At 56.7% G+C, this 23,796-nt stretch carries 21 protein-coding genes; 5 read left to right on the top strand and 16 right to left on the bottom strand.

Annotated features, from left to right (window positions below; translation table 11 throughout):
• Positions 1–90: 90 nt before the first annotated feature.
• The 4 genes from M4NBBH2_RS06860 to M4NBBH2_RS06845 all read right to left on the bottom strand — a co-directional run bounded on the left by M4NBBH2_RS06860 (position 91) and on the right by M4NBBH2_RS06845 (position 4,387).
• Complete coding sequence (locus tag M4NBBH2_RS06860) at positions 91–1,260, bottom strand: MalY/PatB family protein (RefSeq protein WP_170135113.1); 1,170 nt, start codon at positions 1,258–1,260, stop codon at positions 91–93.
• 87 nt (positions 1,261–1,347) lie between these two features.
• Positions 1,348–2,733, bottom strand: a complete 1,386-nt coding sequence (gene dcuC / locus M4NBBH2_RS06855) for a C4-dicarboxylate transporter DcuC (protein WP_116270249.1) — start codon at positions 2,731–2,733, stop codon at positions 1,348–1,350.
• A gap of 73 nt (positions 2,734–2,806) precedes the next feature.
• Complete coding sequence (locus M4NBBH2_RS06850) at positions 2,807–3,184, bottom strand: RidA family protein (RefSeq protein WP_022444468.1); 378 nt, start codon at positions 3,182–3,184, stop codon at positions 2,807–2,809.
• Positions 3,185–3,460: 276 nt separating this feature from the next.
• Entirely contained in the window at positions 3,461–4,387 is a 927-nt protein-coding gene (locus M4NBBH2_RS06845; protein WP_116270248.1) for a LysR family transcriptional regulator, read from the bottom strand.
• Between the two features lie 236 nt (positions 4,388–4,623).
• Between M4NBBH2_RS06845 and M4NBBH2_RS06840 the strand changes: the two genes are divergently transcribed.
• Positions 4,624–6,000, top strand: a complete 1,377-nt coding sequence (locus M4NBBH2_RS06840; RefSeq protein WP_116270247.1) for an MmgE/PrpD family protein — start codon at positions 4,624–4,626, stop codon at positions 5,998–6,000.
• Positions 6,001–6,036: 36 nt separating this feature from the next.
• Here the strand turns inward: M4NBBH2_RS06840 and M4NBBH2_RS06835 are convergent, their stop codons facing one another.
• The 6 genes from M4NBBH2_RS06835 to M4NBBH2_RS06810 all read right to left on the bottom strand — a co-directional run bounded on the left by M4NBBH2_RS06835 (position 6,037) and on the right by M4NBBH2_RS06810 (position 11,411).
• Positions 6,037–6,777, bottom strand: coding sequence for a GntR family transcriptional regulator (locus tag M4NBBH2_RS06835; RefSeq protein ID WP_116270246.1), 741 nt, complete (start codon positions 6,775–6,777; stop codon positions 6,037–6,039).
• Positions 6,778–6,921: 144 nt separating this feature from the next.
• Positions 6,922–7,710 carry an amino acid ABC transporter ATP-binding protein gene (locus M4NBBH2_RS06830; RefSeq protein WP_116270245.1) on the bottom strand — a complete coding sequence of 263 codons (789 nt, stop codon included), beginning with the start codon at positions 7,708–7,710 and terminating at the stop codon, positions 6,922–6,924.
• Positions 7,707–8,591: an amino acid ABC transporter permease gene (locus tag M4NBBH2_RS06825; RefSeq protein ID WP_116270244.1), complete on the bottom strand. Its 885-nt coding sequence runs from the start codon at positions 8,589–8,591 to the stop codon at positions 7,707–7,709. The genes M4NBBH2_RS06830 and M4NBBH2_RS06825 overlap by 4 nt, the downstream gene beginning before the upstream one ends.
• Positions 8,592–8,655: 64 nt before the next feature.
• On the bottom strand, positions 8,656–9,540 hold the full coding sequence (locus M4NBBH2_RS06820; protein ID WP_116270243.1) for an ABC transporter substrate-binding protein: 885 nt from the start codon (positions 9,538–9,540) through the stop codon (positions 8,656–8,658).
• 82 nt (positions 9,541–9,622) lie between these two features.
• Positions 9,623–10,432, bottom strand: coding sequence for a nitrilase-related carbon-nitrogen hydrolase (locus tag M4NBBH2_RS06815; protein ID WP_116270242.1), 810 nt, complete (start codon positions 10,430–10,432; stop codon positions 9,623–9,625).
• Between the two features lie 16 nt (positions 10,433–10,448).
• The gene (locus M4NBBH2_RS06810; protein WP_116270241.1) at positions 10,449–11,411 is read right to left on the bottom strand and encodes an ABC transporter substrate-binding protein; all 963 of its coding nucleotides are present in this window, start codon (positions 11,409–11,411) and stop codon (positions 10,449–10,451) included.
• Positions 11,412–11,908: 497 nt separating this feature from the next.
• Here M4NBBH2_RS06810 and M4NBBH2_RS06805 point away from each other — a divergent pair, with 497 nt between their 5' ends.
• The 3 genes from M4NBBH2_RS06805 (at position 11,909) to M4NBBH2_RS06790 (ending at position 16,071) form a co-directional block, all read left to right on the top strand.
• Positions 11,909–13,198 (top strand): Zn-dependent hydrolase, encoded by a 1,290-nt coding sequence (locus tag M4NBBH2_RS06805; protein ID WP_116270240.1) that lies wholly within the window; start codon positions 11,909–11,911, stop codon positions 13,196–13,198.
• A 175-nt stretch (positions 13,199–13,373) separates the two neighbouring features.
• Positions 13,374–14,690, top strand: coding sequence for a dicarboxylate/amino acid:cation symporter (locus tag M4NBBH2_RS06800; RefSeq protein WP_116270239.1), 1,317 nt, complete (start codon positions 13,374–13,376; stop codon positions 14,688–14,690).
• A 436-nt stretch (positions 14,691–15,126) separates the two neighbouring features.
• Complete coding sequence (locus tag M4NBBH2_RS06790) at positions 15,127–16,071, top strand: universal stress protein (protein WP_116270237.1); 945 nt, start codon at positions 15,127–15,129, stop codon at positions 16,069–16,071.
• A 76-nt stretch (positions 16,072–16,147) separates the two neighbouring features.
• On the opposite strand, the gene M4NBBH2_RS06785 is transcribed toward M4NBBH2_RS06790, so the two are convergent.
• From M4NBBH2_RS06785 to M4NBBH2_RS06775, 3 genes are read right to left on the bottom strand one after another with little or no spacing between them, the layout of a single operon-like run.
• Entirely contained in the window at positions 16,148–17,410 is a 1,263-nt protein-coding gene (locus M4NBBH2_RS06785; protein WP_116270236.1) for a purple acid phosphatase family protein, read from the bottom strand.
• A gap of 28 nt (positions 17,411–17,438) precedes the next feature.
• On the bottom strand, positions 17,439–18,605 hold the full coding sequence (locus M4NBBH2_RS06780) for an iron-containing alcohol dehydrogenase (RefSeq protein WP_116270235.1): 1,167 nt from the start codon (positions 18,603–18,605) through the stop codon (positions 17,439–17,441).
• Between the two features lie 51 nt (positions 18,606–18,656).
• Positions 18,657–19,592, bottom strand: a complete 936-nt coding sequence (locus M4NBBH2_RS06775; RefSeq protein ID WP_116270234.1) for a LysR family transcriptional regulator — start codon at positions 19,590–19,592, stop codon at positions 18,657–18,659.
• Positions 19,593–19,813: 221 nt separating this feature from the next.
• On the opposite strand from M4NBBH2_RS06775, the gene ypfJ reads away from it, so the two are divergent.
• Positions 19,814–20,725 carry a KPN_02809 family neutral zinc metallopeptidase gene (gene ypfJ / locus M4NBBH2_RS06770; protein WP_116270233.1) on the top strand — a complete coding sequence of 304 codons (912 nt, stop codon included), beginning with the start codon at positions 19,814–19,816 and terminating at the stop codon, positions 20,723–20,725.
• A 68-nt stretch (positions 20,726–20,793) separates the two neighbouring features.
• Here ypfJ and M4NBBH2_RS06765 read toward each other — a convergent pair whose 3' ends face one another.
• The 3 genes from M4NBBH2_RS06765 to M4NBBH2_RS06755 form a co-directional block, all read right to left on the bottom strand.
• Positions 20,794–22,074, bottom strand: a complete 1,281-nt coding sequence (locus M4NBBH2_RS06765; RefSeq protein ID WP_116270232.1) for a M20/M25/M40 family metallo-hydrolase — start codon at positions 22,072–22,074, stop codon at positions 20,794–20,796.
• Between the two features lie 144 nt (positions 22,075–22,218).
• Positions 22,219–22,884, bottom strand: a complete 666-nt coding sequence (locus M4NBBH2_RS06760; protein ID WP_116270231.1) for an HAD family hydrolase — start codon at positions 22,882–22,884, stop codon at positions 22,219–22,221.
• A gap of 54 nt (positions 22,885–22,938) precedes the next feature.
• Complete coding sequence (locus M4NBBH2_RS06755) at positions 22,939–23,742, bottom strand: DUF805 domain-containing protein (protein ID WP_116270230.1); 804 nt, start codon at positions 23,740–23,742, stop codon at positions 22,939–22,941.
• Between the last annotated feature and the right edge of the window lie 54 nt (positions 23,743–23,796).

The raw sequence follows: 23,796 nt of genomic DNA, 5'->3' as shown, positions 1-23,796 counted from the left end.
TCTTTCCTCGGGTAATACCGCACACAGAATCAAAAAAAAGTCCCCGAAAATCGGGGACCTGAGCAGTATTGCTTAGAAAAACCGTGTTTCTCAGAGCTCAGCGAACGCCGCGCTCATGCGACGCATGGCTTCTTCGCAGTACGCTCTCGGGCAGGCGACATTCATGCGGAGGAACCGCTCACCCTCAACACCGAACGTATCACCCGGATTCAGTCCGAGCTTCACCTTTTCAACAAAGAACCGGTCAAGCTCAGCCTGGGTCTTGAACGGCAGCTTCCGGCAGTCAAGCCAGAGGAAGAACGTTCCCTCGGGCATATAGGCGCCGATCTGCGGGAAATGCTCATGGATGTAGTCGAGCACATAGTGCAGATTCCCCTGGATATAGGGAAGCAGCTGATCGGCGTAATAGTCGCATTCCGTAAAGGCTTTCACGTAGCCCGCGATGCCGAAGCCCTCGCGGCCCAGCTTGCAGGAAGCGAGCGCCGCCTGATACCGGGCCTGAAGCTCCGGATTCATCGTGACAACGGAGGACGTCCGGAGGCCGGCAATATTAAAGGTCTTTGCCGGATTCACCGCCGTGACGCACATGTTCTTCGCCGCTTCAGAGAGCTTTGCGAAGACCTGATGACGGTTCGGCGCGTGCACGAAATCCGAATGCACTTCGTCCGCGAACACCACAACACCGTGGCGGCCGCAGATGTCGGCGATCTTCGTGAGTTCTTCAGCCGTAAAGACCTTTCCAGTCGGGTTATGCGGGTTGCAGAGGAGGAAAAGCTTGCACTTCGGATCCGCGGCACGGCGCTCAAAATCCTCAAAATCAATTTCCCACTTTCCATCGCGGAAAATGAGCGGATTATTGGACGCGGTGCAGCCATTCTTCTGCGTGACGGCAGTGAACGGAGGATAAATCGGCGTCTGCATCAGAACCTTGTCACCCGGTTCGCAGAACGCCTTCACCGCGACCGCGAGGGCTGTGCCAGTGGAAGGCACAAAGTCCACCATGCTCTCCTCAAAATCCCAGTCATAGCGAATATGGCACCAGCGGACAGTGGCCCGCTCAAATGAACCTTCCTGCACATACGGGTAGCCGTAGACCCCGTGCTCCGCGAGACGCTTCATTTCATCCACGATCGGCTGCGCGCAGCGGAAATCCGAGTCCGCGATCCACATCGGAAGAACGTCAGCCGGATACTTGAGCCACTTCGAGCTGTTCGTTCCGCGGCGGTCAACAATTTCGTCAAAGTTATGCTTGAGCGTCATAGTCATTGCTCCAAAAATTCAATATCAGAAAACAGGTTCATCGGCCGCGCTGAGGGGACCTGAGCCCCTCAGGCGCAGCGCTCGGGATCAGGGGTGATACCAGAAGAGGAAGTACGCGGCGTAGCTCACGATCGTTGCAACGAACATCGGGATGCAGGTCCGCTTTGCCACCTGGAAGGAGGAAACACCGGCGATACCGGAAATAGCGATCAGGGCTGCCGTAATCGGGGAGGAAACGCGGCCGAAGGACACCAGCACCTGAAGCGGGAAAATAAGGGAAACGGTGGAGACGCCGAGCGTCTTCGCGATCGGAGGAACCAGCGGGGCGAACGAGAAGAACGCCGCGTTTCCGGACCCCATGATGAAAGCCATGAGCCAGAGAATCAGGCCGCCCACGATCACCATCGCGGCAAGGCCGAAACCTGCCTGGTCAGCTGCCGTAATAAGGGTTCCCATGGCGCCCGACTTGATCAGACCCTGCGCGAAGAATTCACCGCAGACGATCAGCGAGACGACACTCACGAGAATCTTTCCCATGCCTTCAAAGAAAAGCTTGAAGGTCGCGAGCACTTCCTTCAGATTCCGGTACCGGATCAGTTCGCAGATGATCGCGATCACGGTGGAAATCACCATGGCGGTCACGACATCCATGCGGATCGCGCTTCCCGCCACCTTCGAGAAGAAGATGATGAGGAAAAGCGGAATCACCGGCAGAATCGCGTAGATCTTCGGGGCTTCTTTCACATCAACCGCGGGTTTTGTACCGGCAAACGTCTGGACATTCTTCGGGTCAAATTTCCAGCCTTCGCGTTTGTCCCACCAGGCCTGCACGAACATATGAACGAAGGTGAGGATCACAACGAGCGCGATGAAAAGCGGAAGCTGGTAGTAGACGAAGTATTCCGAGACATCCATACCGGCGACCTGTGCCGCCATGTTCGCGTTGCCGGAACCCGGCCCCACGTCAAGGAACTGGCAGCAACCGATCACGCCAAGCGCCGAGAGCGGGCTGACGCCCGAACGCACGAGGATCGGGTACAGCGTGCACATCAGAAGGAGACCAAGACCGGCGTGCGACGGCACGAAGATCACCATGATCTGTTCAACGATGAAGGCCGCGCCGAGAAGCAGGTACGGATTATGAATATGCTTCAGCGGTTTCTCGAAGACACGGAAAAGCGCGCTTGATGCGCCGACATGCTCCATATAGCGGGAGAAACCGCCGATCGCCATCAGCATCAGGCCGAGACCGCCGATTCGGGACGCGAAACCGTCACTGAAGACCTTGAAGACATCAAACCCGCCGAAGTGGGTGGTCGTCTTCGCGGGAAGCAGCGTTCCCAGACCGAAAACCCAGGTGCAGGTGAGAAGAATCAGGCCGCCGATAAAAAGCGCTGCCTGCGGGTAATAGCCCTTGACGAGCAGGTAAACCACGATCGCGATTGTGACCGCGGCGATGATGAGACTCAACATGAAAAAAGCTCCGAAAGAATTTCTCTCTCCCGGAGCTTCGTGTCACCGGCCCCGGGACCAGTGAAGAAGCGGCTTACTTCAGAGCGATAGCTTCAACTTCCAGCTTCGCGTTCTTCGGTATGGCCGCGACCTGGAAACAGGAACGTGCGGGAGCGTCTTTCGGGAAGAACTCCGCGTATACGGCATTGAAAGCGGCAAAATCCGCGATGTCAGCGAGAAAGCACGTGGTCTTCACGACCTTGTCGAGCGAGCTGCCCGAGGCTTCAATAATGGCTTTCAGATTGGTGAGGGACTGCCGTGCCTGAGCTTCAATCGTCTCAGGCATCGCACCCGTTTTCGGGTCAACCGGGAGCTGCCCGGACACGAAGACGAGTCCGTTTCCGGCGATCCCCTGAGAATAGGGACCGATTGCGGCTGGCGCATCCGGGGTTGCGATAACGGTTTTATCCATATCTCATTCTCCTTGCATGTGTGTGGCCGAAAACCGGACTCTCATCCGGCATCGGGGGAATTTTTTAGGTTCAAGTTTTCAAGCTTACGGGAACTCGGCTCCCGGGAACCGTTTTTTTGGATCTAGTTCTTTATTCCTATCAGATCCGCCTGATTAATTCCACATAGGTAATTATTCTGAGAATGAATCAGGAAAAACAGTATTGAGAAATACCCCGCCGGCAGATGGGAATCCCGTAATCGCTCCTTTCAAAAAGTGAAAGGAGCAATTTAAGCGTCACGCGGTTGCGTTTCCGCAGGCACTCTTCACGGCATTTTCGAGCAGCCCCCGGAACCACTGCTCTGCGGGGTCAGAAGCCGTTCTCGGATGCCACACAATCTTAAGAAGCGGGGGTTCTGAGAAGGGCCTGAAATCCTTCGGGAAAGGAATGGCAGCGAGCCCATACCGGGGCTTGAAGAGATCCCGGATCACGAGAGTGCAGGACACCATCCAGGCGTCAGACGCGAGAAGGAAACCCGGGGCCGCGAGTCCATCCGGTATCACGACCGTTTTATCGGACGCCCTGCCATCCTCGAGAAACCGCTTTCCCCGGAAGCGGGACGCCTCCACAATGCATTCCGGATATTCCGCGAGATCAGAAGCCGTGATTTCAGGCAGTCTGAGGAGCGGATGATCGGGCCGCATCGCGATCTGGTACTGGCAGCGCGAGGCGTTCAGCTCCATAAAACCGTTCGGGATATTGCCTTCAGGCGACACCGCGGCATCGGCGCTGCCGTCCGACAGTCTCGCACTCCACCCGCTTCCGGGCTGCTGAAACACAACACGGCTCCCCGGTGACGCCCGGCTGAGATCCGCGAGCAGCACGGGGCCAAAACGTGAAAGCGGCTGACTGTTCGCAATCACGATGAAAGTGCGGCGAAGCTTTGCCGGATCAAACGTATTTTCAGCAAACAGCCGCTCCAGCGAGGCGAGTGACGCCGCAACTCGAGGAAGAAGCGCGGACGCCTTTCTTGTCGGCTCCATCGTGTTCCCGATGCGGATAAAGAGGTCATCCGAAAAAGACTCCCGGAGAGACTTCAGAAGGCGCGAAGCCTTCGGAAGATGAATCCCAAGCTGTTCAGCCGCTGCGGTGAGTGAACGCTTCTCCCAAAGCGCGGTGAAAAGCATCAGCTCTTCCCGCGTGACTTCACCGGATTCTTTCACTTGTTTTTCTCTCCCCTGGGGATCATGGTTACTGCTGGTATACGGAAAAATTAAAAGATATCTTTCTTTCCCCTATTCCCGACATATTAATGCAACACACTGTGCCCTTATTTCAGAAAATGAAACGGGCACTTTCAGGAAGTCCTTTTTCTCCCGGGTAACTCTTGGCTGTACCGCGGATCAGAGCTCACACTACACTACGTTTCAGCGATCAAGACAAGTTTGAGGAAAAAACGATGGATCACTTCAGCCCGTCAGCCGCCTGCGCTGAGTTCGCGGCAGACCTCTCGTATGACAGCATTCCTCCCGAGGCACTCGACCTGATACGACGGGACATCCTCGACTGGACGGGATGCGCTCTTGCCGGATCCCGGGACCGGGCGGCCGTTCCGATCCAAAAAACCGCGGAGCTCCTTGGCGGGAAAGCCGAGGCCAGTGTTTTCGGAAACCGCGATAAAACCGACCTCCGGACTGCAGCCATGGAAAATGGCTACTTCGGCCACATCTTTGAAATGGATGATGTCGACCGCGAATCGATCTCACACCCGGCTACCGTGGTGATGCCAGGCGCCATGGCGCTCGGCGAATGGCAGAAGAAAACCGGGCGCGAAGTTCTCACTGCGATCGTTGCCGGGTTTGAAGTGATGCTCCGGATCGGCGCCGCCATCACCCCCGCGCATTACGCGATCTGGCACACCACCTCAACCGCCGGTGTCTTCGGAGCCGCCGCGGCCTCAGGCCGCATGCTCGGACTCACCAATCAGCAGATGCAGTGGGCGCTCGGAAACGCCGGCACCCTCGCCTGCGGTTTATGGCAATTCAATCCGGACGGCGCGATGAGCAAATTCCTTCACGCCGGGAATGCGGCCGGGAACGGCATCCTCGTGTCACTTATGGCTCAGAACGGATTTTCAGGCGCCACGCATATTCTCGAGGGGAAGCAGGGCTTTTTCGCGGGCTACGCAAGGCAGAGCGTGAATTTTGATCTCTTCCGGGATTTCGGCCGGGTCTGGCGTTCAGCTTCAGTGTCCTTCAAGCCCTATCCCTGCTGCCGGCACACGCATTCCGCGATTGACGCCGCGCTCTCGATCCGTGAGCAACTCACGCGTCACCCGGGCGACCCAATCCGTCATCTCACGGTTCACACGTACGGCACAGCGCTTTCCATCGCAGGGAAGACCGCGCCCGCTACGGGCCGGGATGCCAAGTTTTCGATTTCCTACTGCGTCGCGAGCACGATTCTCCGCGGCACGCCTGTTGAAGCGTCCTTCGCGGCGGACGCGGTATCCGATCCGGCGGTTTCCGGCCTGCTCTCCTGCACTGACGTGATAGACGATCCGTCGCTTGACGCCATGGTGCCGAAAAACTGGCCCTGCCGGATTGAGGCTGAGCTCGGGTCAGGCGAAATTCTCACCGCTCAGGTCAAAGCCCCGAAGGGGGACCCCGAGAATAGGGTGAGCTGGGAAGAGTGTGAGATGAAGTTCCGCACGATGACGCTTGATATCCTGGATGACGCTCAGGTCAAGGCGATCGTGGACCTCGCGAAGCATTTCGACGATATCCCGGATTTCAGCCGGGAAAATCCCTTTTTGATCGCGAACCGGAATCTTTGAATTCGGGGTATCGGAAAAAGCGCGGGCGGACCGGTCTCAGTCCGCCGCGTTCTGCTGCAGACTGATTGAGAAACTGTAGCGGTCTCCCGGATGCCAGGACACGGACACTTCAAGGGGCTTCCCGGATTCATCGAGATAAACACGCCGGATCTTCAGTGCCGGGACTCCCGGCTTGCACTGAAGCCACGCCGCCTGATCGACCGGCATCGCAACCGCCGAGACATCCTGCTTCACTTCGCTGCAAACAACGCCGTGCATCCGGTTGATCAGCGTAGCGATCAGTGTTTCCGGTTCGCGGGCAGCCGCCGCGACCACGTCCTCCCAGACTTCCGGGATAAAAACCTGAGTGCAGACAACCGGCGGATCCTCAGGCTTATCGCCCGCGCGGATATTGGTAAGCCTGACCCAGGAGGTTCCAGCGGGAAGCCCAAGCTCCTGAGCCTTCTCCTTATCGACTTTCACGTGAATCGACTGACAGACCTCGCGGGCATGCGAGTGGCCGATCATATCGACATCGCTGAACGACTGGAGCCGATAGGCAAAGCCGCGGGCCGCGCCCCGGGCGACAACCTCAGTGCCGACGTGCGGTGTCCGCTTGATGAGACCGGTGCGCTGCAGATGATCCAGCGCCGCGCGGACGGTGTGCCGCGAGAGCCCTGTCTTCCGGCAGATATCGAGTTCCTTTGGCAGAAGCGTCCCGACGGGATAGCGGCCGGTCGCAATTGCGTACGCAAGATCGCGGGCCAGCTGGACCCAGAGAAGCTCTTTTTTTGCCATATGTCGGTACCCGGTCAGGTGAGAAATCCCGCTTGGGGAAACCCGGCTATTCTAGCCGAAAGGTACGGTCTTATATGAGAGACAAAAACGGCCTCCCAGTCCCACAGGAAAGGGAAGCCGTTCGTTGATTTACTGATAGATTCCTCAGAGATACCGGGAAAGGAATGTCCTGAAGCGATCCGTTTTCGGATTCACCATAACGTCATCCGGCGCACCCTCCTCAACCACGACGCCGTCTGCCATGAAGACCACACGGTCCGCCACTTCACGGGTAAATGGAATCTCGTGCGTCACAATGATCATCGTATAGCCCTGCTCCGCGAGCGACTTCATGGTCTGAAGCACCTCACCGACGAGCTCCGGATCGAGCGCTGAAGTCGGTTCATCAAAGAGCAGGAGCTCCGGTTCAATCGCGAGAGCCCTCGCGATTGAGACGCGCTGCTGCTGACCGCCTGAAAGCCGCCTCGGGTATTCATTCGCTTTGTCTGCGAGACCGACCCGATCAAGAATCTCAAGCGCCTTTTTCTTTGCCTCGTCCTTCGGCACGTGATGCACTGACACCGGAAAGAGCATCACGTTTTCCAGCACCGTGAGATGCGGGAAGAGATTGAACGCCTGGAACACCATTCCGATCCGGCTCCGCTGTTTCGCGACGACCGGATACGGCGCTTCCCAGAGTTCACCGTTCCTCATCTCGTAGCCGATAGCCTCACCGCCTACCGTGATCATTCCGGAATCCATTGTTTCCAGATGATTGATACACCGAAGGAGTGTTGACTTGCCGGACCCCGAGGGACCGAGGATCACCACGACCTCCCCCTTCTTCACTTCGAGGCTGATGCCCCTCAGCACCTCATTTGAGCCGAAACTCTTACGCACGTCGCGGCAGATCACAAAGGGCTCCGTGTTCCGGGCTGTCAGTTCTTCTGTCATGCGCTTACTCCTTCCGCCGCGAGGGTCTCTTCAGCAGCCGGCGTGCTGGGGCTGCGGCCTTTCGAAAAATGGCGCTCAATCATCCACTGAATCACGGAGAGGACCGACGTGATGATGAGGTACCAGATCACCGCGACAATGAGGAGCGGAATGATCTGGAAAGTGACGTTGTAAATCGTCTGGACCGAGTACAGCAGATCATCCATCGCGATGATGGACACCATGGCGGTCGCTTTCACCATGGAGATCACCTGGTTTCCGGTCGGCGGAATAATGGCGGTCATCGCCTGAGGAATCAGAATCCGGAACATGATCTGAAGGCGGCTCATGCCAAAGGCCTGAGCGGTTTCTTTCTGATTCGGATCAACGGAGAGCAGTCCCGCCCGGATGATTTCCCCCATAAAGGCGCCTTCGTTAAGCGAGAGCCCGATGATCGCGGCGGAGAGCGGCGTGATGAGCGTGTTGGTTGATACCGCGCCCATCCCGGGCAGCGTTACCTCGGGAAACAACGCCGCGAGGTTGTACCAGAAAAGCAGCTGCACCAGCAGCGGGGTTGAGCGGAAGAACCACAGATAGATGTTGCTGAGCGTATTGAAAAAGCGGCTGCCGGAGAGTTTCCCCAGCGCGCAGATAAGGCCGAGCACCGTCCCGATCACCATGGAAACCACGGTGAGCCCCAGCGTCATCTTGATTCCGTGGAGGATCGAGTCGTGCGTAAAGTACTGCGCAACAACTCCCCACTCAAAATTCGGGTTCTTCGAGCAGATCCAAAGGAAGTACAGGATGATCGCGGTCACTGCCGCGTAAAGCACCCACCTTAACCAGGGCACCGGGCGGCGTGCCCTGGAGACATCCGCCGCTTTGAATTCAGAATTCGTCATTCTCAGATTTCCAGAAAAGCTTTGACCCGGCGGGTGAAGTCACCGCCGGGGCGGATAGATCGGGTTACTTCACATCGATCCCCATGTTCTTTCCGGGGTGCGCTGCCATGTTGCGGCTGAGGCCCCACTTTTCCATGATCGCCTTATAGGTGCCGTTCTTGTACATGATCTTGAAAGCATCAAGCACCACAGGAGTCAGAGGAGAATTCTTCGGCAGCACCGCGCCCTGATAGAGATCGTTGAAGCCATTCTTCTTCCCGACCGCTGCGAGCTCCAGGTAAGCCTTGTTCTGGCTCACAAAATACGTGAGCGGAGCCTGGGAGGAGAAGAAAGCATCGGCGCGTCCCGAGCGCACAGCAAGAGCGGAAGTCGTCTGGCCGTCATAGGAGAGCACCGTGACCGGCTTTTTCCCGACCTTCACGCAGGTGTCTGACTGCTTCTTGATCACGCGCTCCGCGGAACCGCCCGCCATCACGGAAATCCGGCGGCCGCAGGTGTCCTCAAGTCCATTGATCTTCAGGGGATTGCCCTTCTTCACCGCGAAAACCACGTACTCCTGAACATAGTCCACGAAATCATTCTTCTCCTCGCGGTTCGGGAAGTCGCCGATCGGTCCGATCGAAATGTCGTAGCGGCCCGACTGCAGTCCGATCAGCGTGCCGGAAAGCGAAGGAATATTCGTATGCTCAACCCGGACCCCGAGAATCTCGCCAAGCGCCTTCGAGAAGTCGGAGAGCGCGCCCTGAATCTTCTTATCCGGTGTAACGACATAGTAGGGAGGGAAGGAACCGTTCACGGCGTCCCGCAGCACGCCGCTCTTCTGGATCGAGGCCGGGAGCTTCGCGTGAAGCGATTTATCGAGTTTCTGTGCCGGGATACCGGCGGCGAAAGCGCTGAACGCAAAGCTGAGGGCTGCGGCTGCCACCGCGAGTTTCTTGAAATTCATCATGCTCTCCTTATGGACCAGGGGTATCCCGCTTGGTCCTTCTGAGTTGTTTTTTTTCAGTAGAAATAGGGATTTGGGTTAACGGTCACGGCTTCAGTTCCGGGCGGGCGAAACGCATGTTTTCAAGCACCGGGAGGACTTTTCTCGCGTCTTCAAGCACCGATCGGCTCATATCCGCGGTGATCAAGGCTTCAGCCGCGCCCGCCCGGGAAACCGGAACGCCAAGCGGATCCACCACCATGGAGCAGCCAATATTCCGGGCTGAGATTTCCGAAAGCGCGGCGACATAGACGGTGTTTTCAAGCGCCCGGGCACGCGCCATGATTTCCCAGTGCATTTCTTTCAGCGATCCCCTCACCCAGGCGGCCGGAAGCAGAATGGCATCCGCGCCGTCCAGCGCGAGGCGCTTCGAAAGCTCCGGAAAACGCACGTCGTAGCAGGTTTCGAGCCCGAACTTCCAGCCGTCTATATCAACCAGCGGCGGTACGGTGTCGCCCGGCACCACATTGGCGCTTTCGAGACCTGAAAAGGCGTCATAGAGATGAAGCTTCCGGTAGGCGGCGAGAAGCTTTCCGCCGTCCGCCACAATGTGGGTGTTCCAGACCCGGCCGTCCGGCGCTCCTGACGGTTCATGAACCGTGCAGGAAACCGCGATCGGAATATCGGCGGTCGCGGCGAGAAGCCCCGATACGAAGGGGCCATCCAGCGGTTCCGCGTGTTTGCGGCTCCAGGCGCCGTCAGTCGGTTTCCGGGCAATCACGCCTTCAGGGAGCACCAGAAGCCTTGCGCCGGCATCTGCCGCCCGCCTCATCAAAGACACCGCCTTCGCGAGATTCTCGGTTCCCGTCTCCGCGACCGTCATCTGCCCAAGGGCTATGCGGAAAAGATCACTCATTACGGTCTCCTCTCTCTCAGATCGTCTTCACGGGGAAGAGAAAATCAGCGTCACGCTGCACGGGGGTCAGTTTCTGCAGATACTGCTGGCGGGCGAATTCGTCGAGCATCCTGCGGTTCGGCTCAAGCCCCACCGGGTCCCAGTCTTCAGGAAGCGACTTCGCCATATCAATAAGATCCGCGATCAGCCACGGCGTGGTTTCGAAGTACTTGCGGCGCTTCGCGAGCCAGAGATTCTGTGAGGCGCGAAGGAGCTCGCAAAGCTGCCTCGGAGCCTCAGGATGCGCTGCGATAAAGTCCGCTTTCATCGCGAGGATATGAATCCCGGGAACGAAACCGGCGCAGCCGAACCAGGCCTTTTCCTGTGAAACGAAGTCAGGCTGCAGCTGCCGCAGCCCATACCCTTCGCTATAGAAATCAGCCGGCATGAAAGCCTGGAAAATCGCATCGATCTTTCCGGCTTTAAGAAGATCAACAAGCGGCGTTTCGTCCGGGTCATGGAACACCACGCGGTCATCCCAGAACTGTTTTCCCCGCTCCGGATCAATCCGGTCCGCGGCCGTCATACGGGAAAGCGTCCACTGAATGGAATCCACCGGAACGCCCGCTTCAAGAAGGAGCGCCCGGGTCCAGGTGTTTCCGGAATCCTGCCATCCGGAGAGCCCGATCCGCTTTCCTCTGAGGTCAGAAAGCGTGGTAATCGGGGAATCGTCTGACGTCAGAATGCACCGGTTTCGGAACCCCCGCATGATGAAAAACGGGATTCCGACAAGGTTCCGGTCGGTCCCTGCGCTTCGGCGGATCGCGTATCGGGAAAGACTCATTTCCGCTGCTTCGCAGTCAGGATCATCCGCCACGTTATCGATCAGGGACTGCACTCTCGTCAGTTCCAGATCGATAGTGTCAGACGTAACGTCCCCCAGCAGCAGGGGTGTCCAAAAATCCCAGTCCCGGGACTTCATTCGGATCTTCAGTGCCATCAGCGCATCTCCAGTGATTGTTACCGGATATATCGCAATCATCGTGCCAACTTTTGACATCGATACTAATTTATTTTTATTTCAAATACTTATAGATTAAAAACTAAAATTTTTCTCCATAATTTAATAATCTTTACGCACTTTATTTGTGCATATTACTGCTTTTTTATTGTTATTAAAATTTCATGACGCACCAATAGAGTGATTATTTTTATTATTTGTTTTCATGATGTTGTGTAAGATAAAAGTAGGGATGTTTCCCTTTCAGGAATCCAGATGTTCAGATTTGGTGCATCAATTCATATACATGAATGGGTGGGAGCCGTCCCCATGGATTCATACCGGAAAGTCATGTACATGTTTCACTGAATCCGCGGGAATTTTTCTGAATCGACGGGAACTTCGGTTTTTTTCTGCTTTAATTCCTACATCGATTGCGGCACCGTCCGATGCGGGAGAACCGGCAATCACCAACCATTGAGGTCCAGGAGAAAAGCATGACTGAAGAGATGCAGGATATTGCGGTAGAAGGCGCGGCCTTTGCGAAAAAGATTTTTGATGACGTCCGTGAGTTTTCAAAGGACCCAGTCGCCGGCGTCTCACGGCAGGGCTACAGCGCGGTAGAGAATAAAGTTCACGAATACGTGAAGGAGGTCGGAAAGACGCTCGGTCTTGAAGAGTGGGCGGATGCGGCCGGAAATCTTTTCCTCACGCTGCCTGGTGAACACCGCGACCTGCCGGCTTTCGTGACGGGCTCACACGGCGACTCAGTCCCTCAGGGCGGAAATTATGACGGCCTTGCCGGTATCGTCGCCGGTCTCACGGTTCTCTGGTGGATGCGCCGCACCAACTACACGCCGTACCGCGACATGTCTGTGCTCGTGACCCGCATGGAAGAAAGCTCCTACTTCGGCAAGGCCTATGTCGGAACGCTCGCGATGACGGGCAAGCTGAAGCCCGAAGACCTGAAGCTCCGCCACCGCACGAAGCAGCAGACGCTCGCGGAAGCGATCCGTGAATCCGGTTTTGACCCTGAAGCCTGTGTCAGCGGCAAGCCTCTCGCGGATCTGAAGAAATTCGGGGCATTTATTGAGCTCCACATTGAGCAGGGCCCGACGCTTGACAGCAATAAAACGAAGCGTGTCGGTGTTGTCACCGGCATCCGCGGAAACCTCCGCCATAAGGTTGTCCGCTGCATCGGCGAAACGGCTCACTCGGGCGCCGTGAACCGCGAGTTCCGCCACGACGCGGTGCTCGCGACCGCTGACTTCCTGATGCGGATGGAAAAGCACTGGATTCACCGTCTGGACCGTGAGGAAGACCTGGTCTTTACGGTCGGTGTGCTGAAGACCGGGGACTCAGCCGCCATCGCGAAGGTTCCGGGGCTTGTCACCTTCTGTATTGATATGCGCAGTCTCTCGATGGGAACGCTTGAGCGGTTCCATGAAGTGCTCCTCTCCTGCGCGGATAAGGTGGCCAAGGAACGCGGCGTGAAATTTGAGTTCGATCAGATGCTCCGCACCGACCCCGCGAAGCTGAACAGCGGCCTTGTCGCCCGGATCGCGACGACTGCGGCGGAAAACGGTATCCCCTACATCGCGATGCCGTCCGGCGCCGGTCACGACTCCGCTGTGCTCACGAACGCTGGGATTCCTTCTGCTATGATTTTCGTCGCGAACCAGAATGGGTCCCATAATCCCCGCGAGGAAATGAAGCTTGAGGATTTTATGCAGGGCGTGAAGCTTCTCTGGAAGGTTGCCGAAGGTTTCGACACTGAAAGGGAATAATCCGATTGCTTCATCCGAAAGACCCCGGGCGAGGTTCCCCCATCCGGGGTATTTTCGGAGCAGTTCGAATAATCCCGAGTAAATTACTCGACTATTTTCTTTTTTTAGGGTATTGTTTCCCCTGTCGATGCCGGTTGTCTGCGGCATCGGGTTAAACTTTTTGGAAACAGTCTCTATGGAAAACCTACAAAAAGAGCCGAGCGGTTCCCCGACTAACGCTCAGGCTGCCCTTAAGAAAAACACACGCGTTATCGCGTTCTGGTTTTTCGCGCTCGTGGCTGGCGGATTCCTTGGCTGGCTGCAGATTGGTTGGCTGAACGAACTGTTCGGCTTCATCGCTACCGTCTTCACCCGCCTCTTTAAGTTCGTCGCCGTGCCGGTAATCGCTCTTGCTGTGATTACCACGCTTTCTCAGCTTGGCGCGAAAAGAGAAACCAAGCAGATCTTCGCTCACGCGATCTTCTACACTCTCGCCACGACCTTCGCCGCGGCTCTCGTCGCACTCGGGCTCTTTATCCTGATTGCGCCGGAAAACGTTCCTGCTGCTATTTCAGCCGCCGGTTCCGCTGCCGTTCCGAAGAATCTTCAGTCCCTCAGCTACTACGACCACTTCCTGTCTGTCGTTCCGGACAACGTTCTGCACCCCTTCCTTGAAGGCAATGTGCTTTCCGTTCTGGTGATCGCTGTTGCCGTCGGCCTGGCTCTCGCCTTCATGCCCCGCACGGAAGGCCGTGATTCCCTGCTCCGGGTGATCTTCGGACTCCAGGAACTCCTTTTCACGCTGATCCGCGCACTTCTCTTCATTCTCCCGGTCGGTATTCTTGCCTTTGCAGGCCAGCTGTCCTCCCAGATTGAAGCCGGTGTGATCGTTGGTTCCCTCGGCAAGTATGTCGCCGTTGTGGTGACGGGTAACCTGCTGCAGTTCTTCGTTGTGCTGCCGCACTTCCTTCTCGCCCGCCGGATCAATCCGCTGCGCGTCCTGAAGGGCATGTTCCCGGCGCTTGCTGTTGCTCTCTTCTCGAAGAGCTCCGCCGGTACGCTTCCTGTGACACTTGCCTCTGCTGAACAGAACCTGCGCCTTGACCGCCGCGTTACCCGCTTCGTGCTCCCGATCTGCACCACGATCAACATGAATGGCTGCGCTGCGTTCATTCTGGTCACGTCCCTCTACCTGATGCAGAATGCCGGCATCGCGATTACGGGCGGTACGATGGCAGTCTGGGTGGTCGTCGCCGTGATCGCCGCTATCGGCAACGCCGGTGTTCCGATGGGCTGCTACTTCCTCACCCTCTCCCTCATGTCTTCCCTCAACGTCCCGGTTGACCTGATGGGTGTGATCCTCCCGGTCTACGCCATCATCGACATGATCGAAACCGCGGTGAACGTTGCGAGCGACTCCTGCGTCGCCACCATGACGGACCACGATCTGAAAGGCAAGCTTCCGCCTGCCGAGTCTGATGCACCGGACGCTCCGGTTCCCCAGGCCGCCTGATCCCTGACAGGTTTGATGAATGAAAAAAGCTTCCCGATCAAAATCGGGAAGCTTTTTTTCTGCCCTGAGGGTCTGCAAAACGACCCGCTTTTACTTCCGAACCTGCCGTTTCTGTCCATAACAGACACCTTTTCTCTCACGCTTTTTCCAAAGAGCACCGCTCTGAGGCCCCAGCGTGAGAAGCAGTATCAGAATCTTTTTCAGCGCCTCGGTGAGGCGCCTTCGCCTTCGGGTCATAGATTTGCCATAGAGATCAAGAAGAAAGTGGACCGGAGCAGCCTTTCCACTCTTTGATTTTAGCCGTGATGGCGCGGAAATCCACGAATCTGTGCCTCCCAAAATCACAGAAAAGCTCATCCCACCGGCTTCGGCGTGCTTATACTTCATCCATCGGGACACGCGTTTCCCTTGTCCCTCTTGAATTGGAGTAAGCCTGATGAAGATCCTGCTTCCGATCGACTTCAGCCGCAGCAGCCAGGATGCTGTCCGTTTTGTCGCTTCCCGCGAGACACTGCTTGGCAGCAACCCGCAAATTGAAATTCTGAATGTTCACGCACCGGTTAAGAGAAAGCCCTCTTTCCTCTTCGGTGAAGGAGCTCTGGATGATTACTATCAGGAGCACGCCGAGAAGCTTTTCTCACGCGCCCGCCGGACTCTGGAAAGCGCGGGCTTCAAGGTTTCGGAAACCATGCTGGTCGGGGTTCCCGATCAGACTATTGCGGCAGAGGCTGAGCGCTACAAAGCGGATCTGATTGTGATGGGGACGCGCGGTCTCGGCGCCCTGAAGGGACTCTTCAAGAATTCCGTGTCGACCGGTGTTATTTCGCTCGCCCACTGCCCTGTACTGATTGTCCGCGGCAAGCATGACGAATTCCCGGATTCGCTTCGCGTCGGTATCGCGGTCGATGGTTCGGCTTACGGCGAGGCCGCTGTCCGCTATACGCTTAAGCACCGGAAGCTTTTCGGAGACCACGCCTCCTTCACCATCATCAACGCGGTAAACGATTACCGAGGCGCGGCGATGACGAATGTCACCGGCATCGCGCTTCCGACGCTCTCTGATAAAGATATTGATCAGCTGGAGAAGAACGAGTTCGAAGACACGGTTTCCAAGGTGCGCCCGATTTTCGCGGCCGAAGGCATTACGCCTGACGAAGTGAAGCTCGTCGGCACCCCGGCCGATGAAATCGCCGCTTACGCCCGCGCGAACGGCATCGGTATTCTCGTTATGGGGTCTCATGGCTATAACCGCCTGAAGACCGCTGTGATGGGATCGACCGCGGCCGCCCTTGCCGCTCACGGCATCGTGCCGCTTCTGATCGTCAAGTCACCGAAAATCGAGAAAACAGCCGTGAAAACCGCTGAACCGGCAAAAGCCTGATCTGCTGACGGGCTCTCTATAAAAAACGGCATCAGGTTATCTGCCTGATGCCGTTTTTGGTTTTCTTTTCCCCGCCTTACGTGTTCTTTGTCAGCGTGACGCTGTCAATCTCGTTCCCATTCGGAAGGAGAGTCTTAAGGGACAGGGACTGACCGGTAGCATCCAGCAGCAGATAGTTATCCGTTTCAGGCTGAGGAGCAATCTTCACATCAAGCGGGTGATCGATCCAGAAATCCGGATATCGGATATTGCCGGCCACGCCGGTCACGATATAAAGAGGTCCGTCTTCCGATCGGGCAAACGCTTTGATATGGTCACGCCGACGATAGGTATGAAGATGAGCCGTGAGGACAAGATCCACCCCCGCTTCGTCAAAGAGCGGCATCAGCTCCTTCCCGACCTCATCAAAGGTTTCGTTCGCGCGCTTCCGCCCTTTGATCTTGTAGTAAAGCACGTCCCGGTGCATCAGAACAACGCTCCAGGGCTTATCGGTTTTGGAAGCCACGTTCCGGAACCACGTCTTCTTCTCTGAAAGGAGTCCCGGTCTGAGAAGATCCGCCTCCTGCCACTCCGTGTTCAGAACAATGAAATGCACGGGCCCTGAATCGAACGTGTAGTACCAGCGTCTGAAATTCTCACTTCCGTTATCCGGGACCGGAAAGGAATGCAGAAACATCACGGGCTCCGCGACACGGGTCTTGGAATCCATGTCGTAGGTATCGTGATTCCCCATCACGACGGCAACCGGAATCCGGCTGATCCCGCCCTTCACCGCGCTGAACCAGTAATCCCAGTGATCGAGCCAGGCCCCGCAGTCAACGAGATCCCCCATATTGCAGGTAAAGTCAATATCGGGTGTTCTGCCAAGAGCGCCGTTATAAACCCCTTCCCAGGTCTTATACCGATCGTTTGACTGAGAGTCCGGGAATATCAGTGCGCGGCAGTTTTCCAGATCCGATGTTCTGAAAGCTGTCCATCCGGATCTTTCATCATTCGGACCGGTGATCTGGTACTCATACGTCGTCGACGGATGCAGTCCGGCAATCCGAACGGTCTGCAGATGATAGGTTCTCCCCTTCACTGTGTAGCTGTCCGGCTGAGGCGTGAAGCGTTTGGCGTCCCGGCTGCCGCTCTTTCGAAGCTCCAGATACCAGCTGCCGTTTCCTTCCCACTGCACGGCGATGGAATTATCCGTATCGGATCCGACGATCAGGCGGGCATTGAATTCAGAAGGCTTCCGATCCTTAAAGAAGGCGGAAGCCCCAAAAGCTGCCGCGCCGACCGCTACCGCGGCACCCGCTCCGATCAGAACGCGGCGCGTCGCTTTCAGCTGCTTCATAGGTTCTCCCTCCAGCAGAAACAGCGGATCAGCCGGCCGTCCGCGTAATCAGCTCGAAAAGATCATCCGGCGTGAATTCGCGGTAAATCGATTCACACGGCCCCGGTTCAGCAATGAACTTGCGTAGCGCTGCCGGATCCGCCTTCTGCGGCTTCAATTCATTCAGTGTCAGGGAAAGACCGAATTTCCGGTAGGTTTCTTCGATCGTCTGTAACCCAAGTTCCAGCACCTGATCATCCGTCTTTCCGTCCACGTCGACCCCCCAGGCATCCCTGAAGTAGCGGCGGAACACGGGCTGCGCGGAATAGACCGACTTCAGCCAGTGCGGGAAGAGCGTCACAATCGAGGGGGCATACGGCAGATCCCAGTAGTACTCAATAATTCCCTCGATGAAGAAGACACTGAAGTCCGCACCGTCCTTCCCAAGCGTTCCTGCGCCGAACTCATTCATGCAGGCGCTCACCATCAGTTCACCGAGCGCCGCCTCATCCCCCGGTTTCTGGATAGCGCGCTCAAGGTTCGCGAGCTCATTCCGGATGAGTCCGGATGTGAACATATCGCCATATCCTGACTGCTTCGGGTTGAGGAAAGAATTCGACGCCTGAATGATGGAAGTCATCACGCCGTAAGCGAGGAACTCGGGCGGAATGGACTTGGCGTAAGCCGGATTCAGCCAGCAGAAATCCGGAATGAGCGGGGCACCATAGAGACCGCCCGCGTGATCTGTCGACTTTTCCACCATTTCGGAGGCGCTGTCGAGATCGGAACCGGAGGACGGGAAGGTCGGCACTGTGACGAGACCAAGGCGCTTACCGGTTGTAATGCTAGAACGCGTCGCGATCAGCGGCCAGATATCTTCTTTCTGGCAGGCGCCATAGGCCGTGAGTTTCGCGAAGTCCATCGCGGTCGCGCCGCCGACTCCAACCACAGCGCCGATTTCGTTATCCCGGCAGAGTTTCCAGGCGACACGCGCCTGTTCGATAGTCGACTGATGAAGATCCGCGATCGCCCAGGTGCGGATCCCGATTTCCTCAAAGGCCGTCAGCATTTCGCCCAGTTCCCCGCTGCGCGCAAAATGCGGACCGCATACAACGAGAACCTTGTCCGAAAGCGCTTTTACCCCCTGCAGAAACTCGTCACGCTTTCCTTCACCAAACAGAATCCGGCCCTTGTTCTGAAACTCAAAATCTTCCATTCCTAAAACTCCCAACCGTTTTGTCAGATCGTGTGCCTCTCAGCGTATCACTTAGTCTTCTTCAGGCTTAGGCACCAGCTGAAGCGCCGTTTCCATAAATGCCTTCACGGCTTTCCGCTGATACGCCTGCTTCGGGAAACCGAATCGGATTTCGTATGTCGCTTCGCGGGGCAGTCTGAAAATATCGAGCTGATTCACGTTTTCGGGTGTCAGGGTCATCCGGATGAAATTCGCCTGGCAGAAGCAGGCACCGACCCCGCGGAGACAGAGCGCGAGCAGTGTCCCGATATTGTCTGACCGTGCCTTCACCTGAGGCTGCAGGTTATTGCGATGCAGGAAGTCCCGGGCAATGCCGCCCGAAATGTCCTCAGGCTTTCCCATCACAAACGGGAAAGTGCCCAGCATCGAGAGATCCCCCTGACGGATTGCCGCCGCGAGTTCAGCGCGCTTCCCCGGGAAACGCTCTTCAACCAGACTCTTCGCGATCGCGAGAACCATTTCTTCCCGATAGAAAGGCTTCACCTCAATATCCGCCGCCATATCCGGGAAGGTTGCGATCGCAAGATCCAGATCTCCCTCCGCCAGCAGCTTCGTGAGTTCCTCGTTCGTGACCTCTACGAGCTGAATCTCGTAATTCGGCCACTTCTTCTGAAATTCCTCAATCAGGTTCGGCATGATCGCGAGACCGCGCGTAAAGCCGACGCCGACTTTGATGAGTCCGCTGTGATTCTCGCTGATGTCATTCAGCTCCATCACCATCTGCTCGTAATTCTTCTGAAATCCGGCCGCATAACGCAGGAATACTTCACCGGCATAGGTGAGTTCGAGCGGCACATGGCGGACCAGGAGCGTGCAGCCAAGCTCCTTCTCGACGCCGGCGATATGAGCGGACAGCGTCTGCTGTGTGATCTTCAGTTCGGCTGCTGCGCGGGTAAAGCTTCGGATCCGTGCAACCGTCGTAAAGTACTTCATCGAGAGGAAGTTCATAGTTCTTCGTAAAAAGACTGTATACAGAAATTATTCTGTATTCTAGAAGCCGTATTACAGATAAACAAGCGTATCCGGATCTTTTTTACAGATGGAAATGAGATCCGGAAACTTGCACTTGAAAATCAATCTTTTCCACTAAAACGCCATCCGCTAAAATGATTTTCAGGGAGCCCGCGGCGCGATGGCTCCCCCAATTATTCTTAGCCGGGGTAAAAACAATGCGATGGCGTAACCGAGAATCAAGCGACAACATTGAAGACCGACGCGGGCAGTCAGGCGGAGGCGGCGGTCTCCCTCCGATTGGAGGAAAAGGCGGCATTCTGCTTCTTGTCGTCGTGCTCGTGGCGGGTTACTACGGCATCGACCTTACACCGCTTCTGAACGGCGCTGCACCGACTCAGACCACGTCCTCCGCGCCGGCCGCCAATTACCAGCCGACCGCTGAAGAAAAGGAGCTCGCGGATTTCACCGGTGTCGCTCTGAAGACAACGGAAGATACCTGGGGCGAAATTTTCCAGAAGGCCGGAAGCCGCTACACACCTCCCAAACTGGTTCTTTACACGGGATCCACACCGACCGCCTGCGGTTATGGCCAAAGCGCGATGGGCCCCTTCTACTGCCCTGCTGACCAGAAGGTCTATATCGATCTCTCTTTCTACGAGGATATGAAGAAGAAACTCGGCGGCGGCGGTGACTTCGCGCTGGGTTACGTGCTCGCGCACGAGGTCGGGCACCACGTACAGAATCTTCTCGGCATCAGTGAAAAGGCTCAGAAACTGGAGAGCCAGGGATCCAAGGCGGACGCCAATCGGATTTCCGTCAAGGTTGAGCTTCAGGCTGACTGCTTTGCCGGCGTCTGGGGCAATTACATGAAGCGGGACGGTGTTCTCGAGTCTGGCGACCTGGAAAAGGCCCTGAATACCGCCACCGCTATCGGTGACGACCGTCTGCAGAAAGAAGCGACCGGGCGGGTTGTGCCTGACAGCTTCACGCACGGGACTTCAGCCCAGCGCCTTTACTGGTTCAAGCGCGGCTATAACTCCGGGAACCCGAATACCTGCAATACCTTTGAGTCTGACACCTCAAACGGCGCGGTACCCGCTACCGCCTGGGGACGGACCGCGCAGTAATCCGGGATTGCTTCAAACAAAAACGGCATAGTCCTCTGGACTATGCCGTTTTTGTTGGTCTGATACGATCAGGCGCGCTTCGGAAGCGTCGGCTCCGTCAGCCCGTCCACACCGGCGAGCAGCAGTGCGGTCAGCGCCACGAGCTGCGGAGACTTCCAGGCTTCTTCCTGCGTCCACCATTCGTCAAGAGCGTGGTTATTCCCTTCCACGCCCCCCGCGCCAAGCGTGGTTGACGGAATGCCAAGCGACAGCGGGACATTGTGATCGGTTGACGCGCTGGCATAGCGGGTCAGAGGAATGCCCAGAGTTTCCTGTGCGGCACGAGCCGCAAGAATCACCGGACTCAGATCATCAGCAACACCTGCCGGACGGCTGCCGATCTGCTTCTTTGTCAGCTTCAGCTTCATATCGCCCTCGGCGTTCGCGCGGCGGTTCTCTTCCTCGAGCGCCTCATCAAAACACGCGAGAACCGTCTTTTCAAGCTTCAGCAGCTCATCATTACCGCCGGAACGAAGGTCAAGCTGTGCCTCACAGTGAGCGGCCACCGCGTTCACAATTGTGCCGCCCTTGATCGTGCCGAGGTTATAGGTAGTACGGGGATCCTCTGGAACCGGCAGATCCGCGAATTTGGCAATGGCACGGCCCATCGCGTGAATCGCGGACGGAGCGATGCGGAACTTATGGAAAGAATGGCCGCCGGGGCCATCATACGAAATCAGCCAGCGGTGAGAGCCGGTGGCGCCAGCGAGAATCCGCTTCACATCCGCCGCGTCAATCCCGATGAAGCCATCCACCGGGACTTTCTTCTCAAAGTGAATATGCTTTTCCCCGCGGAGATCGCCGTTTCCTTCCTCACCGACACTCGCTGTAAAGAGAATGCTGCCGACAGTCTGAATATTCAGCTGATCAAGCTGTCGGAGAACGCAGAGCATGGATGCAAGGCCACGGGTATCGTCTGAGATGCCGGGCGCGCGGTAAGTATTCCCATCCTTCTTCACGGTGACATCCGTCCCCTCGGGGAAAACCGTATCCAAGTGAGCCGCGATCTGCACCACGGGACCGTTCCCCGTACCGCGGCGAAGCCCGAGAACATTCCCGACTTCATCTACATAGGCATCTTTCAGCCCATACTGACGGAAAAGTGACAGCAGGAGCTCTCCCCGCTTGGTTTCCTTGAAGGGAGGCGCCGGAACCTCGCAGATCTCAATCTGCTGATCGCGCGTTGCGTCGTCATCCTGACGGATCGCTTCCAAAAGCGACTTCACGCTCTCTGACGCAGAGAGCCTCCGCATCGCTTCTTCAACACGCTCGGGAACCGGCGGAAGTTCAGATACTGGGGTGATCGACATGCCATTTCTCCTAATAAGTGGAACGGACGAGGCGCACAGCCGGCTTCCGCTCCGCGTGTGACTTCAAGGTGAAAAATTTCTTTCTCTTTCCTAACTATACGGAAATCCCATACATCGGAGGAGACCCAATACGCGATTGGAATCTCACCCCTTCAGAATGAGGTCCGCCACCTTCCCCATATCCGGCTCAAGCACGAAAGCCCCAGCCTGTAGAAGCTCCTGATCGATTGCCTCTCCCACATGGTTATGTCCCGTAAATCCAATGCAGCGGATACCTGCCGCGACGGCCGCCTGGACACCCAGTGGAGAATCCTCAACCGCAACCGCTTCCTCAGGACTGATGCCAAGGGACCGAAGGGCAAAAAGATAGATATCCGGGGCCGGCTTTCTGCGGCTGCCCTGATCAAGATGGAAGAGCCGATCGCCAAACCAGGTTTCCAGACCGGATTTCGCGAGCACCCGCTTCAGCCGGGGCTCGTAGCTGTTTGAGGCAACGCCGAGCTGTACACCCGAATTCTGAAGGCGGCGCAGCGCATCTTCTATTCCCGGCGTGACGATCATATGGTCCTCAAGCTTTGATCTTTCCTCGATATAGCGGGGATGCCAGTCAAGAGGCACCTGCACGCCATAGTGCGCGAGAATTGCCTCCTCAATTTCCGTTCTGGGAAGCCCGATAAAGTCTTTCATTACTTCGTTCGGTGTCTTCCGGATTCCAACCTCAAGCAGCATCCGGGAGATCAGCGCGCAGTCCGGTCCCTCCGTATCCACAAGGGTTCCATCAAAATCAAATAGCGCAGCGGCTGGCTTCATGAATTCACTCGCCGGGAGAGAGCGCCCAGCCCTCTTCCGGATAAAAAGAAATAATCAGAAAATTCGCAGATCTTCCGGCGGTTCACCCCAGCGGTTCGCCTTCCGTTCACCAGGCAGCGCGCAGAAAATCAGCACGATTACAAAGAGCACCCCTGTAATGAAACAGACCGGCCCCAGCGCCACAAAAGTAAAGAAACTGAAGAACAGCGAAATCGGGAAGAGGATAAAAAGCGCGCACATCACGATAAGCGGCGCGGTGATCCACCATCCTGAGCGTCCGGCGTCATGAAGCCGCCGGAAAGCAACGGTCCAGGTCGGAACGAGCGTCACGATCCACCAGGCGGCTGAGGCAAGGGCCGCGAAGAAACCGATAAAAGGCTGAGAAGCCAGAACATTCAGGATCGAGCTCACAAAGAGTCCGCCAAGGAAAAAAGTCCAGAATTCGGTGCGGTTCGCGCGGCCGGAAAATTTCCAGTAGCGGTTCTGGAACGTATCCCAGAAGAGATCCCAGAGCTGAGCGAGCGTCCCCTTGGGGTGAGGAGTCTGCTGAGAAGACTTCGGAAGCTCTGCCGGAAGATTTGATCTTTCGGGCTTTGGCTCCGGTTCGGGCACCGCCGTCAGGGAACCCGCGGTACCGCCAGGCGGGAGTCCGTTTCCGCCCCCCGCTTCTGTTTTCAGCGCATCAGACGCATCTTCTTCAAGGTGGATACTGGGCGCTGTTTTCCCGTCACCGGCCTCAACCTTCAGGGAGGGCGCTGCCGCTGCATCGGCAGCCGGTGCAGCCGGCTTTTCCCGGGAAAAGGATTCCGCGGCTGATACCGGATCCCTCTCTTCCTGCGTCTTGTCAACGTTTTCCATATAAGCCACCTTTACTCACAGATGCGGAGAGTCCGGTAACTGACGCCGGAACTC

This window comes from Mesosutterella multiformis (genome assembly GCF_003402575.1).
Taxonomy (GTDB): Bacteria; Pseudomonadota; Gammaproteobacteria; order Burkholderiales; family Burkholderiaceae_F; genus Mesosutterella; species Mesosutterella multiformis.
The sequence above is the reverse complement of the archived record's forward strand: the minus strand, read 5'-3'. Positions and strand labels throughout refer to the sequence as shown.

Excerpts from the sequence above, each read along its gene's own strand:
- M4NBBH2_RS06860 (WP_170135113.1), bottom strand. The coding sequence starts at position 1,260 with ATGACGCTCAAGCATAACTTTGACGAAATTGTTGACCGCCGCGGAACG.
- dcuC (WP_116270249.1), bottom strand. The coding sequence starts at position 2,733 with ATGTTGAGTCTCATCATCGCCGCGGTCACAATCGCGATCGTGGTTTAC.
- M4NBBH2_RS06850 (WP_022444468.1), bottom strand. The coding sequence starts at position 3,184 with ATGGATAAAACCGTTATCGCAACCCCGGATGCGCCAGCCGCAATCGGT.
- M4NBBH2_RS06840 (WP_116270247.1), top strand. The coding sequence starts at position 4,624 with ATGGATCACTTCAGCCCGTCAGCCGCCTGCGCTGAGTTCGCGGCAGAC.
- M4NBBH2_RS06835 (WP_116270246.1), bottom strand. The coding sequence starts at position 6,777 with ATGGCAAAAAAAGAGCTTCTCTGGGTCCAGCTGGCCCGCGATCTTGCG.
- M4NBBH2_RS06830 (WP_116270245.1), bottom strand. The coding sequence starts at position 7,710 with ATGACAGAAGAACTGACAGCCCGGAACACGGAGCCCTTTGTGATCTGC.
- M4NBBH2_RS06825 (WP_116270244.1), bottom strand. The coding sequence starts at position 8,591 with ATGACGAATTCTGAATTCAAAGCGGCGGATGTCTCCAGGGCACGCCGC.
- M4NBBH2_RS06820 (WP_116270243.1), bottom strand. The coding sequence starts at position 9,540 with ATGATGAATTTCAAGAAACTCGCGGTGGCAGCCGCAGCCCTCAGCTTT.
- M4NBBH2_RS06815 (WP_116270242.1), bottom strand. The coding sequence starts at position 10,432 with ATGAGTGATCTTTTCCGCATAGCCCTTGGGCAGATGACGGTCGCGGAG.
- M4NBBH2_RS06810 (WP_116270241.1), bottom strand. The coding sequence starts at position 11,411 with ATGGCACTGAAGATCCGAATGAAGTCCCGGGACTGGGATTTTTGGACA.
- M4NBBH2_RS06805 (WP_116270240.1), top strand. The coding sequence starts at position 11,909 with ATGACTGAAGAGATGCAGGATATTGCGGTAGAAGGCGCGGCCTTTGCG.
- M4NBBH2_RS06800 (WP_116270239.1), top strand. The coding sequence starts at position 13,374 with ATGGAAAACCTACAAAAAGAGCCGAGCGGTTCCCCGACTAACGCTCAG.
- M4NBBH2_RS06790 (WP_116270237.1), top strand. The coding sequence starts at position 15,127 with ATGAAGATCCTGCTTCCGATCGACTTCAGCCGCAGCAGCCAGGATGCT.
- M4NBBH2_RS06785 (WP_116270236.1), bottom strand. The coding sequence starts at position 17,410 with ATGAAGCAGCTGAAAGCGACGCGCCGCGTTCTGATCGGAGCGGGTGCC.
- M4NBBH2_RS06780 (WP_116270235.1), bottom strand. The coding sequence starts at position 18,605 with ATGGAAGATTTTGAGTTTCAGAACAAGGGCCGGATTCTGTTTGGTGAA.
- M4NBBH2_RS06775 (WP_116270234.1), bottom strand. The coding sequence starts at position 19,592 with ATGAACTTCCTCTCGATGAAGTACTTTACGACGGTTGCACGGATCCGA.
- ypfJ (WP_116270233.1), top strand. The coding sequence starts at position 19,814 with ATGCGATGGCGTAACCGAGAATCAAGCGACAACATTGAAGACCGACGC.
- M4NBBH2_RS06765 (WP_116270232.1), bottom strand. The coding sequence starts at position 22,074 with ATGTCGATCACCCCAGTATCTGAACTTCCGCCGGTTCCCGAGCGTGTT.
- M4NBBH2_RS06760 (WP_116270231.1), bottom strand. The coding sequence starts at position 22,884 with ATGAAGCCAGCCGCTGCGCTATTTGATTTTGATGGAACCCTTGTGGAT.
- M4NBBH2_RS06755 (WP_116270230.1), bottom strand. The coding sequence starts at position 23,742 with ATGGAAAACGTTGACAAGACGCAGGAAGAGAGGGATCCGGTATCAGCC.